The sequence below is a fragment of the Delftia sp. BGA-UO-ETr-SB1 genome, assembly GCF_059567865.1.
Genome location: NZ_JCAQOW010000006.1, coordinates 1940065 through 1957475, shown reverse-complemented (window position 1 = coordinate 1957475; position 17411 = coordinate 1940065). Strand labels below are relative to the sequence as shown.

Below are 17411 nucleotides of genomic sequence, written 5' to 3'. Positions count from 1 at the left end.
CGCCCTCCGTTGCAGAAAGTCCTGTGAGTGAACCAGCCCACCCCTGCCATCGTTGCCCAAAGCGCCGTGCGCCGCCTGCCCCGCTGGTCGCTGCTGCTGCTGTGCCTGGCCTATGTCGTGCCCGGATATGTGGGGCGCAGCCCCTGGCGCATGGCCGACATGGAGGCCTTCGGCTACATGCGGGAGCTGGCCCTGGGCCATACCTCGTGGCTGGCACCGCGCATGGCGGGCCTGCTGCCCGAATCCGAGGGCCTGCTGTCGTACTGGCTTGGCGCGCTGGCCATGCAGGGAGCGCCTTCCTGGCTGCATCTGGAGATGGCGGCACGCCTGCCCTTCATCGCCATGCTGGTGCTCACGCTGACTGCCACCTGGTGGGGCGTGTACTACCTGGCGCGCACGCCGGGCGCGCGCCCCGTGGCCTTTGCCTTTGGCGGCGAGGCACAGCCCACCGACTATGCGCGCGCCATGGCCGATGGCGGCCTGCTGGCCCTGGTGGCCTGCCTGGGCCTGGCCCAGCTTTCCCATGAAACCACCAGCTACATGACCCAGCTCGGCTGCGCGGCCCTGCTGTTCTTTGCCGCCGCAGCCATGCCCTACCACGGCCGCACCGCCATGCTGGCGCTGCTGCTGGGCCTGCCGGGCCTGGCGTTGAGCGGCGCGCCGACCGTGGCCACGCTGTTCGGCCTGGGCGGTGCGACCATGGCGTTTTTCTCGCGCACCTGGGGTGACGAGCCCTCGCCCGCGCCGCGCGAGGCGCGCATCTGGACCGCGCTGTGGCTGGGCGTCACGCTGCTGGCGGCTGCACTGTCCTTGTGGCTGGACCAATGGGCCTGGCGCCTTGTGGACAGCGGCACCGCCAAGGAATGGCAAAGCCTGGTCAGGCTGCTGCTGTGGTTCAGCTGGCCGGCCTGGCCGCTGGCCATGTGGACCCTGTGGGTCTGGCGCCGCCAGATCGCCGCGCCTCGCCGCTATCCCCATCTGGCGCTGCCGCTGTGGTTTGCCGTCATTCCGGTGATCGCTTCGCTGAGCACGCTGCCTGCGGACCGCGCCCTGCTGCTGGGCCTGCCGGCCATCGCCACGCTGGCAGCCTTTGCCCTGCCGACGCTGCGCCGCAGCATCAGCGCATTGATCGACTGGTTCACCCTGCTGTTCTTCAGCGCCGCCGCCATTGCCATCTGGGTGATCTGGCTCTCGCTGCAGACGGGCATTCCCGCCAAGCCGGCCGCCAATGTGGCCAGGCTGGCTCCGCAGTTCACGCCGGAATTCTCGGTGTTCTCCTTCGCCGTGGCGGTTGCCGCCACCTTGGCCTGGTGCGTGCTCGTCGCCTGGCGCACATCGCGCAACCGCGCCGCCATCTGGAAGAGCCTGGTGCTGCCGGCCAGCGGTGCCACGCTGGGCTGGCTGCTGCTGATGACGCTGTGGCTGCCGCTGCTGGACCACGCGCGCAGCTTCGAGCCGCAGATGCGCCAGGTGCTGGCCGAACTGCCCAAGGACGGCAGCTGCGTGCAAACCTATGGCCTGCCCCGCGCCCACATTGCGGCGCTGCGCTACTACGGCGACATCGACACCCAACGCCTGAGCATGGCCGGCGCCGCACGCTGCGACTGGATGGTGGCCGAGGAAGAAACCTGGCTGGACCCGCACAGCGCGCGCCTGCAGGGCACCTGGGAAACCGTGGCCCGCGTGGTGCGCCCCACCGATCGCAAGGACTTCCTGCTGGTCTTGAAGCGCAGGCCCGAGGCGAGCCGCGCCCAGGCCAGGCCATGAGCCAGCCTGCGCGCGCGCCACTGGGCACCGAACGGCGCACCATCGCCCAGCACGCGCTGACCGTGCTGGCCGGGCAGCTGGCGGTGATGGCCTTCGGCGTGACCGACACCATCGTGGCGGGCCGCTACGCCGAAGAGGCGCTGGCAGCGCTGTCCGTGGGTTCGGCCATCTTCGTGAGTGTCTATGTCTCCCTGATGGGCATCTTCCAGGCCCTGCTGCCGCTGTGGGCCGAGCATCGCGGTGCCGGACAGCCCGAGGCCATAGGCCGCACGCTGCGCCAGGCCATGTACATGCTGCTGGCCGCCTGCGCCCTGGGCATGGGCGTGCTGCTGTTTCCCGATGCGCTGCTGCGCTGGGCCGATGTGCCGCCACCGCTGCAGGTGGAGGTGCGGGCCTATCTTTCGGTGCTGGCCTGGAGCCTTCCGGCCGCGCTGCTGTTTCGCATCTACAGCACACTGAACCAGGCGCTGGGCCATCCCCTGCTGGTGACCTGGCTGCAGCTGCTGTCGCTGCTGCTGAAAATCCCCCTGTCGATCTGGCTGGCCTTTGGCGGCGCCGGCCTGCCTGCGCTGGGCGCCGAGGGCTGTGCCTGGGCCACGCTGGTGGTGAACTACGCCATGGTCGCCCTCGCATTCGTGCTGATGCGCAGCCAGCGCCTGTATGCGCCCCTGGCGCTGTGGCAGCGCATGGAGCCCCCGGACTGGCCGCAACTGGCGCAGTTCGCTCGACTGGGCGTTCCTGCAGGGCTGGCAATTTTGGTGGAGGTGACCTCGTTCACGCTGATGGCCTTGTTCGTGGCACGCCAGGGCACGCTGTCCTCGGCCAGCCACCAGATTGCTGCCAATCTTGCGGCGCTGTGCTACATGGTGCCCCTGTCGCTGGCGATTGCCACCAGCGCGCGGATCAGCTACTGGCGCGGCGCGGGGGACGAGGCCATGGCGCGCCGCCTTGTCACCATGGGCTGGCGGCTTGCGGCAACGGGTGGACTGGTGCTGGCCTCGGCACTGTTCCTGTCCCGCGGGGGCCTGGCCCGCATCTACAGCAGCAACCCCGAGGTGGTGGCCACTACCGCCAGCCTGCTGGCCTGGGTGGCTGCCTACCATGTGGCCGACGCCGTGCAGACCTTCTGCCTCTTCGTGCTGCGCTGCTACCGCATCACCGTGGCGCCGCTGGTCATCTACTGCCTGCTGCTGTGGGGCGGCGGATTGGCCGGCGGATACTGGCTGGCCTACGGCACGGACAGCGCCCTGCCCGCCTGGCTGCACCATGGCACGCCCGCCCCGTTCTGGGCCAGCAGTGCCTGTGCGCTGCTGGTGACGGCCCTGGTGTTCAGCGCCATCGTGCGCAAAGCCACAAGCCGCTGAACGGCAACGGCCGTTCACACGGGACCACGCCTATGCGGCGCGGCTTTCGCGGGCCTCGCCGACTTCGCGTGTGCCGGGGGCCGCGATGCGGACGCGGCTGGCCGGAAAGGTCACGGAAAACTCCGACCCCTGGCCCGGCGCGCTGGTGATGCCCAGCTTGGCGCCATGGCGCTGCAGCACATGCTTGACGATGGCCAGGCCCAGGCCCGTGCCGCCGGTGTCGCGCGAACGGCTGCGGTCCACACGGTAAAAGCGTTCTGTCAGACGCGCCAGGTGCTTGGGTTCGATGCCTGGCCCGGAGTCCTGCACGGCAAAGCGGGCCGATCCATCAGGCAGGCTCTCCCAGGTCACCTCGATGCGCCCGCCTGCCGGCGTGTAGCGCATGGCGTTGGCCAGCAGGTTGGAGAAAGCGCTTTGCAGCTCGGCGCTGGCGCCGGCCACCTCACCGGCCTGCGCCAGCATCTCGGCCGACGGAAAGCTCAGCGCATGCGGCAGGGATTGCTTGCGCGTGAGCATGGAAGACAGGCCGCGCGCCTCGTTCTCGCAGCGCTGCATCAGCTGGGCCACGGGCACCCATTCGTTGCTGCTGGGCAAGGGGCTGCCCTCCAGGCGCGACAGCGCCAGCAGGTCTTCCACCAGATGCTGCATGCGCTCGGCCTGCTGGGCCATCAGTCCCAAGTAGCGGTTGCGCTCCTCGGGCTCCAGCGGCAGGTTCTGCAGCGTCTCCACAAAGCCCACGAGCACGGTCAGCGGCGTGCGGATTTCATGCGAGACATTGGCCACGAAGTCGCGGCGCATGGCCTCTGCCTGCTCCACCGCGGTGACATCGCGCGCCAGCAGCAGCTTGCGCCCTTCGCCATAGCCATACAGCTGCACCGACAGCTTGACGGGCCGCGAGGCCGTGCTTTCGCGGCCCTGCATGACCAGGTCGCGTGAGAAATCCTGGGTGGCGAAATAGGCGCTGAACTCGGGGTCGCGCACCAGGTTGCCAATGCTTTGCAGCAGGTCGCGTTCGGCATCGAAGCCGAACTGCCGCGCCGCGATCTGGTTGCACCATTCGATACGCCCATCGGCGTCCAGCAGCACCACGCCATTGGGGCTGGCCTGCAGGGCGGAAAGAATGTCGTTGAGGCGCTGATCGCCCTGCTGCACCTGCTGCACGCTCTGGCGCAGCCACCGGCGCATGCGTACGCTGGCTTCCCCCCAGATGCCGCTGAGCTCGGGCGCCTCCCGCAGCTCCGACTGGCGCAGCCAGGACAGCAGGCGCATGGCGTTCCAGCTGTCCACCAGCCACCAGATCCAGCCCGCGCACAGCGCCCCCGTCAGGGCTGCCACGGCCTGGGCGGCCATGCCGGGGCTGGAGGCGGACATGACGCCCCAGAGCCACCAGCCCAGCAATGCGCCCGCGATCTGGGACGCCAACAAGCGAAAACCTCGCCAACCCATACTTGCGCCTTCTTTGCGTTGTATTCGCTGCCTGGGGCAGCGGCGCCCTGGCATGGCCCGTGAAGGCCATGCGTGGATTCATGCGGAAAAAACGGCCTCAGGCCAGCGCCTGCGCGCTGAGCCGGTAGCCGGCGCCGCGTACCGTCTCGATCAATGCCCCGGCCATGCCCAGCGCCTCGCGCAGCCGCTTGACGTGCACGTCCACCGTGCGCTCCTCGATGAAGACGTGATCGCCCCAGACCTTGTCCAGCAACTGGGCACGGCTGTGCACGCGCTCGGGGTGCTTCATCAGGTAGTGCAGCAGCTTGAACTCGGTGGGCCCCACCTTGATCATGTCGCCCTGCCAGCTCACGCGGTGCGCGGCGGCATCGAGCACCAGCTCGCCGATATTGACCTTGTCCTGAATCTGCTCGGGCGCACGGCGCCGCAGCACGGCACGGATGCGCGCGAGCAGCTCCTGGGTCGAGAAGGGCTTGGTGATGTAGTCATCGGCGCCCGCATCGAGCCCCGCCACCTTGTCGGGTTCATCGCCGCGCGCCGTGAGCATCAGAATGGGCACGGCCTTGGTGCGGCTGTCCGCGCGCCATTTGCGCGCCAGGGACAGGCCGCTGGCGCCGGGCAGCATCCAGTCAAGCAGGATCACGTCGGGCAGCACGGCATCCAGCTCGCGCTGAGCCGTCACGCCATCCTCGGCCCAGACCGGCTGGAAGCCGTTGTGCCGCAGGTTGACAGCGATCAGCTCCGCGATGGCGGGCTCGTCCTCGACGATGAGGACCATGGGCATCTTCTTCATCCGTTGTTCGCCTCCGGCACTTACAGCACTGCCGACTCAATGGCATCCATGGTCTGGTGACGGACATCCTTGCCCTCCACCAGATAGATGATCAGCTCGGCCACATTCTTGGAATGGTCGCCGATGCGCTCGATGGCCTTGGCCAGGAACAGCAGGTCCAGGCTGGCCGAGATGGTGCGCGGGTCTTCCATCATGTAGGTGATGAGCTTGCGCACGAAGCCGTCGAACTCCTGGTCGATCAGATCATCTTCCTTGAGGATGGCCACGGCAGCCTTGGTGTCCAGGCGTGCAAAGGCGTCCAGCGTCTTGCGCAGCAGGCCCGAGGCCATCTCGGCCGCCGTGCGCAGGTCGCCCGTGGGCAGGGAGCGCGCAGCACCGCTTTCGATGATGGACTTGACCATGCGCGCCATCTTGTGCGCTTCATCACCCATGCGCTCCAGATTGGCCGTGGCCTTGGAGAAGGCGATCAGCAGGCGCAGGTCGCGCGCCGTGGGCTGGCGCCGGGCGATGATGGACGAGAGCTCGTGGTCGATCTCCACTTCCATGGCGTTGACGCGCTTTTCCGCGGCATCGACCTGCTCCACGGCCTCGATGCTGAAGCGCGACAGCGCATAGACCGCCTGGCGGATCTGGGACTCGACCAGGCCGCCGAGCTCCATGACGCGCGCAGAGACGCGGTTGAGTTCGCTGTCGAACTGGCTGGAAAGGTGTTTTTCGTTCATCGATTGCTCCTGCTCAGCCGAAGCGGCCTGTGATGTAGTCTTCCGTTTCCTTGCGCTGGGGCTTGAAGAACATCTGCTCGGTGTCTCCGAATTCCACCAGATCGCCCAGGTACATGTAGGCCGTGTAGTCGCTGCAGCGCGCTGCCTGCTGCATGTTGTGCGTCACGATGACGACGGTGTAGTCGTTCTTCAGCTCGGCAATCAGCTCCTCGATCTTGGCCGTGGAGATCGGGTCCAGGGCCGAGCAGGGCTCGTCGAGCAGCAGCACTTCGGGCTTGATGGCAATGCCGCGCGCGATGCACAGGCGCTGCTGCTGGCCGCCGGACAGGCCCGAGCCGCTTTGCTGCAGCTTGTCCTTGACCTCGCCCCACAGCGCCGCCTTGCGCAGTGCCCATTCCACACGGTCGTCCATGTCGGAGGAGCTGAGGTTTTCAAACAGCTTCACGCCGAAGGCGATGTTGTCGTAGATGGACATGGGAAACGGCGTGGGCTTCTGGAAGACCATGCCCACCTTGGCGCGGATCAGCGCCACGTCCTGCTTGCTGGTCAGCAGGTTCTCGCCGTCCAGCATGATCTGGCCTTCGGCGCGCTGCTCGGGGTACAGCTCGAACATGCGGTTGAAGGTGCGCAGCAGCGTGGACTTGCCACAGCCCGACGGGCCGATGAAGGCCGTGACCTTCTTTTCGGGGATGTCCAGGTTGATGCCCTTGAGGGCGTGGAACTTGCCGTAGTAGAAGTTCAGGTCGCGAACCGTCAGCTTGGAGGAGTTCAGCGCGGTGGAAGAGGTCGCAGTCATTGCGTGATCCTTGTCCTTGTTGATTGCTTATTGCTGCATTACTTCTGGCGGGTCAGGAACCGCGCCAGGATATTGAGACCGAGCACCGCCACGGTGATCAGGAACACGCCGGCCCAGGCCAGTTGCTGCCAATTCTCGTAAGGGCTCATCGCGAACTTGAAGATCGTCACCGGCAGGCTGGCCATGGGCTTGGACAGGTCGGCATTCCAGAACTGGTTGTTCAGCGCCGTGAACAGCAGCGGAGCGGTTTCCCCGGCAATGCGGGCCACGGCCAGCAGCACGCCGGTGATCACGCCGGCACGCGCTGCACGCAGCGTCACCATGATGATGACCTTCCACTTGGGCGTGCCCAGTGCATAGGCCGCTTCGCGCAGGCTGGCAGGCACCAGCACCAGCATGTTCTCGGTGGTGCGGATGACCACGGGAATCACGATCAGCGCCAGCGCCACCACACCCGCATAGCCGGAAAAGCTCTTGAAGCGCGCCACGACCACGGTGTAGACGAACAGGCCGATCACGATGGAAGGTGCCGACAGCAGGATGTCGTTGACGAAGCGCGTGGTATTGGCCAGCCAGCCGCGCGCATCGTATTCGGCCAGGTAGACACCGGCCATCACGCCGATGGGCGTGCCGACGAAGGTGGCCAGGGCCACCATGATCAGCGAGCCGAAGATGGCGTTGGCAATGCCGCCCGCCTCATTGGGCGGAGGCGTCATTTCGCTGAACAGCGCCAGGCTCAGGCCGCCGATACCCAGCGTGATGGTTTCCCACAGGATCCAGACCAGCCAGAACACGCCGAAGGCCATGGCAGCCAGCGACAGGGTCAGCGCCACCTGGTTCACGCGCTTGCGCTTGGCGTACTTGGCCTGGCGCACACGCGTCAGTTCGGCCGCATTGATCATCTTGGTGGAGGTGCTGCTCACGAGCGGGCTCCTTCATTCTTCTGCAGACGGTTGAGCAGCACCTTGGAGCAGGCCAGCACCACGAAGGTGATGAAGAACAGCACCAGGCCCAGATAGATCAGCGAAGCCTGGTGCAGGCCTTCGCCCGCTTCGGCAAACTCGTTGGCCAGCGCCGAAGTGATGCTGTTGGCAGCCTCGAAGACCGACAGAGAGTTGAGCTGGTTCATGTTGCCGATCACGAAGGTGACGGCCATGGTCTCGCCCAGCGCACGGCCCAGACCCAGCATCACGCCACCGAGCACGCCGGTCTTGGTGTAGGGCAGCACGACCTTCCAGACCACTTCCCAGGTCGTGGAGCCCAGGCCGTAGGCAGACTCCTTGAGCAGGGCCGGCGTGACTTCGAACACGTCGCGCATCACCGAGGCGATGAAGGGGATGATCATGATGGCCAGGATGATGCCGGCCGACAGGATGCCGATGCCCACGGGCGGGCCGGACACGAAGGCTTCCAGATAAGGAACGCCCTGAAACAGCTTTTGCAGCGGTTGCTGCACATAGGTGGAGAGCACGGGACCGAAGACCATCAGGCCCCACATGCCGTAGACGATGGAGGGCACGGCAGCCAGCAGCTCGACGGCGGTGCCCAGCGGGCGCTTGAGCCAGGCGGGCGACAGCTCGGTGAGGAACAGGGCGATGCCAAAGCTCACGGGCACCGCAATCAGCAACGCGATGGCCGAGGTGGCCAGCGTGCCGTAAATCATGACCAGGCCGCCATATTCGTTGCGAACGGGGTCCCAGACGCTGCGGCCCAGAAAGCTCAGGCCGTATTCATAGATGGCGGGCCAGGCGCCGACCAGCAGCGAAGCCAGGATGGCCAGCAGCAGGCCCAGCGTCAGCAGCGCGGCCAGACGCGCGAGAGCGCCAAACAAGCGATCCGCCACGCGCCCCGACAGCATCGGGGGGCGTAGCGGAGAAGGTGTGCGTCGCTGGGAAGCCTGTGCAGAGGCGGCCAGCGAGTTCGAGGGCGACGTTGTGGACACGTGAGGCGCCTTTATTCGCGGTTTGTGGGGAGATCAGGGGGGCCATGATGCACCTGCCGGCGGTGCGCCACGGCCCCTTTTCAGGGTTTACTTCAGGGAAATCGCGGTACCCGAGGCGTCCTTGACTTGACCCCAGGATTGGAAGATCACGTTCTTGACGGCGTCAGGCATGGGCACGTAGTCCAGGTCGGTGGCGGTCTTGTCGCCGGACTTGTAGGCCCACTCGAAGAACTTCAGCGAGGCAGCGGCCTGTGCGGGCTTGTCCTGGGCCTTGTGCATGATGATGAACGTGGCCGAGGTGATGGGCCATGCATCCTTGCCGGGCTGGTTGGTCAGGATCTGGTAGAAGCTCTTGGCCCAGTCGGCACCGGCGGCAGCGGCCTTGAAGGTGGCGTCGTCGGGCGACACGAAGGCGCCGCCAGCGGTCTGCAGCTGCGTGTAGGTCAGCTTGTTTTGCTTGACATAGGCGTACTCGACGTAGCCGATGGAGTTGGGCAGGCGGCCCACGAAGGCGGCCACGCCTTCATTGCCCTTGCCGCCGGCACCCGTGGGCCAGTTCACGGCCTTGCCCTCGCCAACCTTTTCCTTCCACTCGGCATTGACCTTGGACAGGTAGTTCGTGAAGCCGAAGGTGGTGCCCGAGCCGTCAGCACGGCGCACGGGAGCGATGGTGGCGTCAGGCAGGGTCACGCCGGGGTTCAGGGCCTTGATGGCCTCGTCGTTCCACTTGGTGATCTTGCCCAGGTAGATGTCGCCCAGCACCTGGCCGGTCAGCTTGAGCTGGCCGGGCTGGATGCCCTTGATATTGACCACGGGCACGATGCCGCCGATCACGGTGGGGAATTGCACCAGGCCCTTCTTGGCCAGTTCGTCGTCCTTGAGCGGCTCGTCCGAAGCACCGAAGTCCACGGTCTTGGCTTCGATCTGCTTGATGCCGGCGCTGGAGCCCACGGACTGGTAGTTGATCTTCACGCCGGTGGCCTTGTGGTAATCGGCGGCCCACTTCGAGTACAGCGGCGCAGGGAAGCTGGCGCCGGCGCCGGTGGCTTCCTGCTGGGCCAGGGCCTGGCCCATACCGCCCGCAGACAGAGCACCAGCCACCAGAATGTGAATCACAGACAACTTCATGTACAGACCTCTTAGGGGTTGAAAGATGCGATGGCTGGACTGTAAGAAGGCTTTGTGACATTGATATGACACGAAGAAAAGGCGTCACAAATGCTGGGCCATAGTCTGTAAGACCCGGGTCATCGCGGTGTCACAATTCCGTCTTAGTCTTGTGCCTCGCACGAGCCGGCACCAGACAAGCGCAGCCCTGCCACCCGGCACCGCTGCGCACTCCTGCTCGACGAATCTTGATTGGCGTTTCTTTCATGGCACCAGAATCCCTGCTCGCCGCCGTTGACCTCGGATCCAACAGCTTTCGCCTAGAAATAGGCCGCGTCGGCAGCCACCAGCGCATAGAGCGCGTGGAATATCTCAAGGAGACCGTGCGCCAGGGCAATGGGCTCAACGAGCACCATGAGCTGACCGACGAGGCCATGCAACGCGGCTGGGACTGCCTGGCACGCTTTGGCGAGCGCCTGGCCGGCTTTCCTGCCGACCAGGTCCGCGCCGTGGCCACACAAACCCTGCGGGAGGCCCGCAACCGCGATGTCTTCATCGCACGCGGCAGCGCCCTGCTGGGCTTTCCCATCGAGGTCATCTCGGGCGAGGAAGAGGCCCGGCTGATCTATCGCGGCGTCTCCAGCCTGTTGCCACCCTCGCAGCAGCGGCGCCTGGTGGTGGACATTGGCGGCCGCTCGACCGAAGTCATCATCGGCCAGCATGGCGAGGCGCGTCAGGTGGCCTCCTACCCCATAGGCAGCGTCGCCTGGAGCACGCAGTTCTTTGGCGAAGGCACGCTGTCGCGCGCACATTTCTCGGCCGCCATCAAGGCCGCGCAGGCGGCCCTCACCCAGACCGTCTCGGCCTACCCGGCCACTGCATGGGACTGCGCCTATGCCTCGTCAGGCACGGCCAACGCCGTGGGCGACATCCTGGCTGCCAACGGATATTCCGGCGGGCTGATCACGCCCGACAGCCTGCGCTGGCTGCATGAGCAGCTGATGGAGGCCGGCCATGTGGACCGCATCCGGCTGGCCGGACTCAAGGAAGACCGCCGCGCCGTCATCGCCGGAGGCCTGAGCATCCTGATTGCGGCCCTGGGCCTGCTGGGCATCAATGAACTGGAAGTCGCCCAGGGCGCGCTGCGCCAGGGCGTTTTGCACGACCTGCTGGAGCACGAGCCCCCCGCCGACCGCGAGGCAGCCGAAATTGCCGCGCTGCAGCAGGACTTCGGCATTGACGTCCCGCATGCGCTGCGCGTGCGCAAGGTGGCACGCTGGGCCTGGCAATCGCTGCACGCACAACAACCGCCCGATGCCCTGTCCACGCATGCACTGGACACGGCCGCCAGCCTGCACGAGATCGGCATGCGCATCTCCCTGAGCGCCTACCACCGGCACGGCGCCTACATCACCGAGCACTGCGGTGCCGCGACATGGCCTGTGGAGCTGCGCGCGCGCATCACCCAGCTCGTGCTCGGCCACCAGGGCAAGCTGCGCAAGCTGGAAGCCGCCATCGAGGACCAGGCCGTGGCCTGGCCCTTGCTCGCACTGCGGCTGGCCGTGCAGCTGTGCCATGCCCGGCGTGACCCCGATCTGCAGGGCATGCGCCTGCATCGCTCGGACAGCGTCTTTCACCTGACCGTGCCGGAAGGCTGGGCCAAAAGCTATCCCCAGTCCGCCCAGTTGCTGCGCACCGAGGCCGTGGCCTGGCAGAAGACGCCCTGGACCTTGCAGCTGCATCTGCACTGAGCACGGCCACCCGCTTCGGCTTGCGCCGGGATGGCGCGGGGCGGCCGGCCCGCCGGCCGTGACGCAGCTCAGACCTGGGGCCCGTAGCGCTCCATCAAGGCGCACTGCGCACCCAGGCCCGTGGTCGGATAGGGTGCACGCTGGTAGGCACCATTGGCCTCCAGGGTCCAGGCATCGCGGTTGTCATACAGGCCAGCGACCAGGCATTCGTCTATCACCTGCTGGCGCAGCACGGGGTCGCGCACGGGCCAGGCCAGTTCCACCCGGCGCATCATGTTGCGGTTCATCCAGTCGGCGCTGGACAGCAGCAGCTCCTGCTGCTTGCCCCAGGCAAAGTAGAAGACGCGCGAGTGCTCCAGGAAACGGCCGATGATGGAGCGCACGCGGATGTTGTCGGTCCAGCCCTTGCGCTGCGGCGGCAGCATGCAGGCACTGCGCACGATGAGATCGATGCGCGCGCCCTGCTGGCCGGCACGCACCAGGGCCTGCATGAGCAGCTCATCGGTCAGCGCATTCATCTTGAGCACGATGCGCGCCTCTTCGCCGCGCTGCGCCGCCTCGCCCACCTGGTTGATCAGCGCCAGCATGCGGTCGTGCAGCTGGAACGGCGCAATCACCAGCTGGTGCAGCTTGGGCAGGCGGTTGTGACTGGACAGGTGGCTGAACACGGCATCCATATCGGCCGTGATCTGCGCATCGCAGGTCAGCTGGCTGATGTCCGTGTACAGGCGCGCCGTGCGCACGTTGTAATTGCCGGTGGACAGGTGTCCATAGCGCTTGAGCTGCCCGCTGCGCTTTTCGCGGCGCGTGATCAGCAGCATCTTGGCGTGCGTCTTCAGGCCCAGCACGCCGTAGACCACCTGGGCACCCAGGGCCTCCAGCTTCTCGGCGGAGTTGATGTTGGCCTCTTCGTCAAAGCGGGCCTTGAGCTCCAGCACGGCCAGCACCTCCTTGCCGCGGCGCACGGCCTCGGCCAGCAACTGCATGATTTCGGAGTCGGACCCGGTGCGGTATATGGTCTGCTTGATGGCCAGCACCTCGGGGTCGTTGACGGCCTCGCGCAGCAGCTCCAGCACGCCGTCGAAGCTCTCGAAAGGCTGGTGGATCAGCACAGCACGCTTGCGGATCTGGGCCATCACCGAGCGGCCCGGCTGCAGCTGGCGCGGCCATGCCGGACGCCACGGCGGGAACAGCAGCGCGGGGTCATCGACCAGATCGACCAGCTGCGACTGGCGCACCAGGTTCACGGGCCCCTTGACGCGGAACAGTGCCTCGGTCGGCAGGCCGAACTGGCCCAGCAGCAGGTCGGACAACATGGGCGAGCAGGCAAAGGACACCTCCAGCCGCACGGCCTGGCCGTAGTGTCGGTGGTGCAGACCCTGGCGCAGCGCCATGCGCAGGTCGCTGACATCGTCCTCATCCACCGCCAGGTCCGAATGGCGCGTGACACGGAATTGCGCGAACTCCGCCACCTCACGCCCCGGGAACAGCTCGACCAGATGGGCGCGCACGATGCTGGAGATGCTCACGAACAGGCGCTGCTTGCCCGCGATCTTCTCCGGCAGGCGCACCAGGCGAGGCAAGGCGCGCGGAACCTTGACGATGGCCACCTCGTTGGCGCGGCCAAAGGCATCTACACCCTTGAGGCGCACGATGAAGTTCAGCGCCTTGTTGGCCACCTGGGGAAATGGATGGGATGGGTCCAGGCCCACCGGCATGAGCAGGGGCTGGACTTCGCGCAGAAAGTATTCGCGCACCCATTTGCGCTGGGCGCTGCTGCGCTCGCCATGGGAGACCACGCGTATGCCCTGCCCCGCAAAGGCAGGAATCAGCGATTGGTTGTACAGCGTGTACTGGCGCAATACCAGCTCATGCGCCTTGTCCATCAGCGAGCGAAAGCTCTGCAGCGTATACAGGCCCTTGGCGTCGCCGGCCTTGGCCGCCGTCACATGGGGGGCGCAGCGCACCTCGAACCATTCGTCGAGATTGGAAGAGACGATGCACAGGTAGCGCAGCCGCTCCAGCAGCGGCACATCCTCGCGCACAGCCCAGTCCAGCACGCGTTCGTTGAACGCCAGGATGCAATGGTCGCGGTCCAGAAACTGTTGTTGCTGCTGCTGTTGCTGTTGCACTTCACCGCTTTCGGCTGTGGCGTACAGGCCAGTGTATGCCGCGGCGACCAGCCCCGCAGCAGAGACCGGGGCAGACGCTGGCATCGCCTGGCCCTGCAATTCCAGCAGGGCGGTGGAAAGGCTTTTGGCCAGGGGCATCATCGGGACATTCAAGGGTGCAGAGACGGGTATGGGCGCTGTCTCTCGGGCCATGCCCAGCGAGGCCGGCCCTGCGGGCATGGTGCGCAGCCCCTGTTCATGTTCTGGCTCGGCAGGCGCGGCAGAGGCGCTGGCGGGAATCGGCGTGAATGTCTGGGGCATGGATGCAGGGGCCCGGCCTGTGCAGGACCCGGTAGTCACCCCGTGGACCGGGGATTCGGGCAGTCTGCCCCGGGTTTGTGACATGTTCATGACATAGATCCCATCCACGCATGACACCTGTCATACAAGCGACTTCCGGCAATGAAGGGCTGCGCTGGCGCTGTCATGCAAAGGTCATGACGAGGTCACGCAGCCACGAGGGCCGCGCTGTATCGCCAGGGTGCTAAGCTCACTGCCATCCCCCTGGATGGCGTTGGCTGCTGCAAACCTGCCGCAGCCGTGTCGTCGTCCGCCTTTCGCGCATGCCCTCTTCCAATCCCCCCGAAAGCCGCCTGGCCGCCATCGACATTGGCTCCAACAGCTGCCTGCTGGCCATGGCCCGCAGCGACGGCGCAAAGGTACAGCTGTTCAGCCACCGCAAGGAAGCCATACGCCTGGGCAGCGCCCTGGACGCACAGGGAGCCCTGAGCCTGGAGGCCATGCAGCGTGGCTGGGCCTGCCTGGAGCGCTATGCGCAGGTGCTGGGCGACCTGCCCCGCCACCGCGTTCGTGCCGTGGCCACGCAGACGCTGAGAGAGGCATCGAACCGCCAGGTCTTCCTGGACGAAGGCCAGCGCATCCTGGGCTGCGCCATCGAAGTCATCGACGGCGAGGAAGAAGCGCGCCTGATCTATCGTGGCGTTGCCCAGTTGCTGCCGCCCGGTCCCCAGCGGCGGCTGGTGGTGGACATCGGTGGCCGATCGACCGAGCTGTGCCTTGGCCAGCAGCGGCAGGTGCTGCAGGCACGCTCCTTCGCCTTCGGCAGCGTGACCTGGGCATTGCGCCACTTTCCCGATGGAGAGCTGTCGGCCCAGGCACTGTCCCAGGCCGAAGCGGCGGTGGCCGACATCATTGCGCCCGAAGCCGCGCGGTTTGCCGCCGGGCAGTGGAGCCATGCCTATGGGTCCTCCGGCACGGCCGGTGCCATCGTCAAGGTGCTGGCACATGCACCCGATGGCACGGCCGGCTGGATCACGCGGCAGGGACTGGACTGGCTGCAGGCGCAGTTGCTGCGTGCAGGGCATGTCAGCCGCGTGAACATGGACGGGCTCAAGGAAGAACTGCGTCCCATGATCGGCGGCGGCATGAGCGTGATGCGGGCGATCTTCTCCAGCCTGGGCATCGAGCGCATGCGCGTGACGCATGGCGCCCTGCGGCATGGCGTGCTGTATGAGCTGGCCGATCGGCTGGATGCCGAAGCCTCCGGAAAACACAGGCGCAGGCAAGTTGCACCCGGCCCATGACGGCCCATGACGGCCCAGGCCCTGCTTGCGTCAGGGAAGGCCGATAGAGTGTTTTCCGCACAAGTGCTACACTTTGTAAGCTTCCCACCCTCCCTTCATTACCGCCCCACCGCTTCGCCATGTCCGCGCCGACGATTGCGTACGACCCTGTACTCGAACGTCCGTCTTCGATGATGGCGGCGTCCTTGCAACGCAGCCTGCGCGAGCAGCAGGCCCTGCTCGACAATGCCGGCGTCGGCATCGTCTTCATTCGCCAACGCGTCATCGTCCGCTGCAACCAGTGCTACGCAGACATCTTCGGCTACGCGGGCGAGCATGCGCTGGTGGGCATCAACAGCGAACACCTGCATCCCAGCCGTGATGAGCTGCGCAGCCTGGGACGCGAGGCCTACCGCACGCTGAGCGCCGGCCTGTCCTTTCGCACGCAGCGCCGCCTGCGCCGCAAGGACGGCAGCCTGTTCTGGGGAGAGCTCACAGGGCGGCTCATCAATCCGGGCGATGCGCGCGAGGGATCGATCTGGATCGTGAGCGATATCGACGACCGCCTGCGAGCCCAGCAGGCCCTGAGCCAGGCCCACGAACTGCTGGAGCAGCAGGTGCGCGACCGCACACGCGAACTCAGCGCCACGGTGGAGAACCTGCACCGGGAGATTGCCGACCGCAAGCTGGACCAGGAACGCATCTACTGGATGGCGCACTACGACGCGCTCACCGGCCTGCCCAACCGCACGCTGCTGGCCGAGCGCAGTGCCCGCGCCATCGAGCTGGCCAAGGCCAACGACACGCCGCTGGCCGTGATGTTCCTGGACCTGGACCACTTCAAGCATGTCAATGATTCGCTGGGCCATCGCGTGGGCGATGCCCTGCTGGTGGAGATTGCCCGCCGCCTGCGTGCCGTCGTGCGCGACCGCGATACGGTGGCCCGCATCGGCGGCGACGAATTCGTGCTGCTGCTGCCCGGCGCCAATGCCCAGGGTGCGGCCCGCGTGGCCGGCAAGCTGCAGGAGGCGTCGCGCCAGGCCTACCAGATCGACCGCCATGAGCTGACCATTGCGCCGTCCATGGGCATTGCGCTGTACCCGCGCGACGGCCACGACATCGACTCGCTGACCCAGGCCGCCGATGCGGCCATGTACCACGCCAAGCAGGCCGGCCGCAACACCTACCGCTTCTTCACTCCGCAGATGCAGGCCCAGTCCCTGCGAGCCCTGCAGCTGGAGAATGCGCTGCGCCGGGCGCTGGAGCGCAATCAGCTGTATCTGCACTATCAGCCGCAGATCACGCTGAGCACGGGCCGTGTGCGCAGCGTCGAGGCGCTGCTGCGCTGGGAGCACCCGGAACTGGGCTCGGTCTCGCCGGCCGAGTTCATTCCCGTGGCCGAGGACAGCGGCCAGATCCTGCAGATCGGCGAATGGGTGCTGCGCAGCGCCATGCAGCAGTTGCAGGTCTGGCGCAATGCGGGCCTTTGCGACCTGAAGGTGGCCGTGAATCTTTCGGCCATCCAGTTCCATCAGCAGCAACTGCCCGAGATCATCAACCGCATCCTGCTCGACAGCGACCTGCCGGCCGATTCTCTGGAGCTGGAGCTGACCGAGGGCGTGGCCATCCATGATCCGCGCCAGGCGACAGCCACCATGGACCGGCTGCGCGAGCACGGCGTGCGCCTGGCCATGGATGACTTCGGCACCGGCTATTCATCCCTGAGCCAGCTCAAGCGCTTTCAGATCTACAAGCTCAAGATCGACCAGTCCTTCATCCAGGACCTGGACCACGACAGCAACGACCGCGCCATTGTCAGCGCCATCATCCGCATGGCCCAGGCCCTGGGCATGCAGACCACGGCCGAGGGCGTGGAGACCGAGGCACAGCTGGAGTTCCTGCGCGAGCAAGGCTGCGATGAGGCCCAGGGCTACCATTTCAGCCGCCCGCTGGCACCAGAGGCGCTGGAGTCCTTCTTGCGCAGCCAGGGCTGACCGGGCCGCATCGCCGCGCGCATCGCATCACCTCG

Annotated in this window: 13 protein-coding genes; 5 read left to right on the top strand and 8 right to left on the bottom strand. The window is 66.5% G+C overall.

Annotated features, from left to right (window positions below):
• The first annotated feature begins 27 nt into the window (after positions 1-27).
• Together AC57B5_RS27550 and AC57B5_RS27545 are read left to right on the top strand one after the other, a co-directional pair.
• Positions 28-1767 carry a hypothetical protein gene (locus AC57B5_RS27550; RefSeq protein ID WP_099750753.1) on the top strand — a complete coding sequence of 580 codons (1740 nt, stop codon included), beginning with the start codon at positions 28-30 and terminating at the stop codon, positions 1765-1767.
• On the top strand, positions 1764-3131 hold the full coding sequence (locus AC57B5_RS27545; RefSeq protein WP_496400698.1) for an MATE family efflux transporter: 1368 nt from the start codon (positions 1764-1766) through the stop codon (positions 3129-3131). Before AC57B5_RS27550 ends, AC57B5_RS27545 begins: the two co-directional genes overlap by 4 nt.
• A gap of 30 nt (positions 3132-3161) precedes the next feature.
• Here AC57B5_RS27545 and phoR read toward each other — a convergent pair whose 3' ends face one another.
• From phoR to pstS, 7 genes are all read right to left on the bottom strand, one after another.
• Entirely contained in the window at positions 3162-4556 is a 1395-nt protein-coding gene (phoR, locus tag AC57B5_RS27540) for a phosphate regulon sensor histidine kinase PhoR (protein WP_012206711.1), read from the bottom strand.
• A gap of 118 nt (positions 4557-4674) precedes the next feature.
• Complete coding sequence (phoB, locus tag AC57B5_RS27535) at positions 4675-5370, bottom strand: phosphate regulon transcriptional regulator PhoB (protein WP_012206712.1); 696 nt, start codon at positions 5368-5370, stop codon at positions 4675-4677.
• Positions 5371-5390: 20 nt separating this feature from the next.
• Positions 5391-6092, bottom strand: a complete 702-nt coding sequence (gene phoU, locus AC57B5_RS27530) for a phosphate signaling complex protein PhoU (RefSeq protein ID WP_012206713.1) — start codon at positions 6090-6092, stop codon at positions 5391-5393.
• Positions 6093-6105: 13 nt separating this feature from the next.
• On the bottom strand, positions 6106-6888 hold the full coding sequence (gene pstB, locus AC57B5_RS27525) for a phosphate ABC transporter ATP-binding protein PstB (protein ID WP_012206714.1): 783 nt from the start codon (positions 6886-6888) through the stop codon (positions 6106-6108).
• A gap of 38 nt (positions 6889-6926) precedes the next feature.
• Complete coding sequence (gene pstA / locus AC57B5_RS27520) at positions 6927-7790, bottom strand: phosphate ABC transporter permease PstA (RefSeq protein WP_034398840.1); 864 nt, start codon at positions 7788-7790, stop codon at positions 6927-6929.
• A 17-nt stretch (positions 7791-7807) separates the two neighbouring features.
• Complete coding sequence (pstC, locus tag AC57B5_RS27515) at positions 7808-8746, bottom strand: phosphate ABC transporter permease subunit PstC (RefSeq protein WP_012206716.1); 939 nt, start codon at positions 8744-8746, stop codon at positions 7808-7810.
• Between the two features lie 171 nt (positions 8747-8917).
• Entirely contained in the window at positions 8918-9958 is a 1041-nt protein-coding gene (pstS, locus tag AC57B5_RS27510) for a phosphate ABC transporter substrate-binding protein PstS (protein WP_012206717.1), read from the bottom strand.
• Positions 9959-10203: 245 nt separating this feature from the next.
• Between pstS and AC57B5_RS27505 the strand changes: the two genes are divergently transcribed.
• Positions 10204-11688, top strand: coding sequence for a Ppx/GppA phosphatase family protein (locus tag AC57B5_RS27505; protein ID WP_496400697.1), 1485 nt, complete (start codon positions 10204-10206; stop codon positions 11686-11688).
• A 68-nt stretch (positions 11689-11756) separates the two neighbouring features.
• Here the strand turns inward: AC57B5_RS27505 and ppk1 are convergent, their stop codons facing one another.
• A complete protein-coding gene (gene ppk1, locus AC57B5_RS27500; protein WP_496400696.1) occupies positions 11757-14210 on the bottom strand; it encodes a polyphosphate kinase 1 in 2454 nt (817 codons plus the stop codon).
• 212 nt (positions 14211-14422) lie between these two features.
• On the opposite strand from ppk1, the gene AC57B5_RS27495 reads away from it, so the two are divergent.
• Both AC57B5_RS27495 and AC57B5_RS27490 read left to right on the top strand, forming a co-directional pair.
• Positions 14423-15403: a Ppx/GppA family phosphatase gene (locus AC57B5_RS27495; RefSeq protein ID WP_013801468.1), complete on the top strand. Its 981-nt coding sequence runs from the start codon at positions 14423-14425 to the stop codon at positions 15401-15403.
• 119 nt (positions 15404-15522) lie between these two features.
• The gene (locus tag AC57B5_RS27490) at positions 15523-17376 is read left to right on the top strand and encodes an EAL domain-containing protein (RefSeq protein WP_034396146.1); all 1854 of its coding nucleotides are present in this window, start codon (positions 15523-15525) and stop codon (positions 17374-17376) included.
• Positions 17377-17411: the final 35 nt, after the last annotated feature.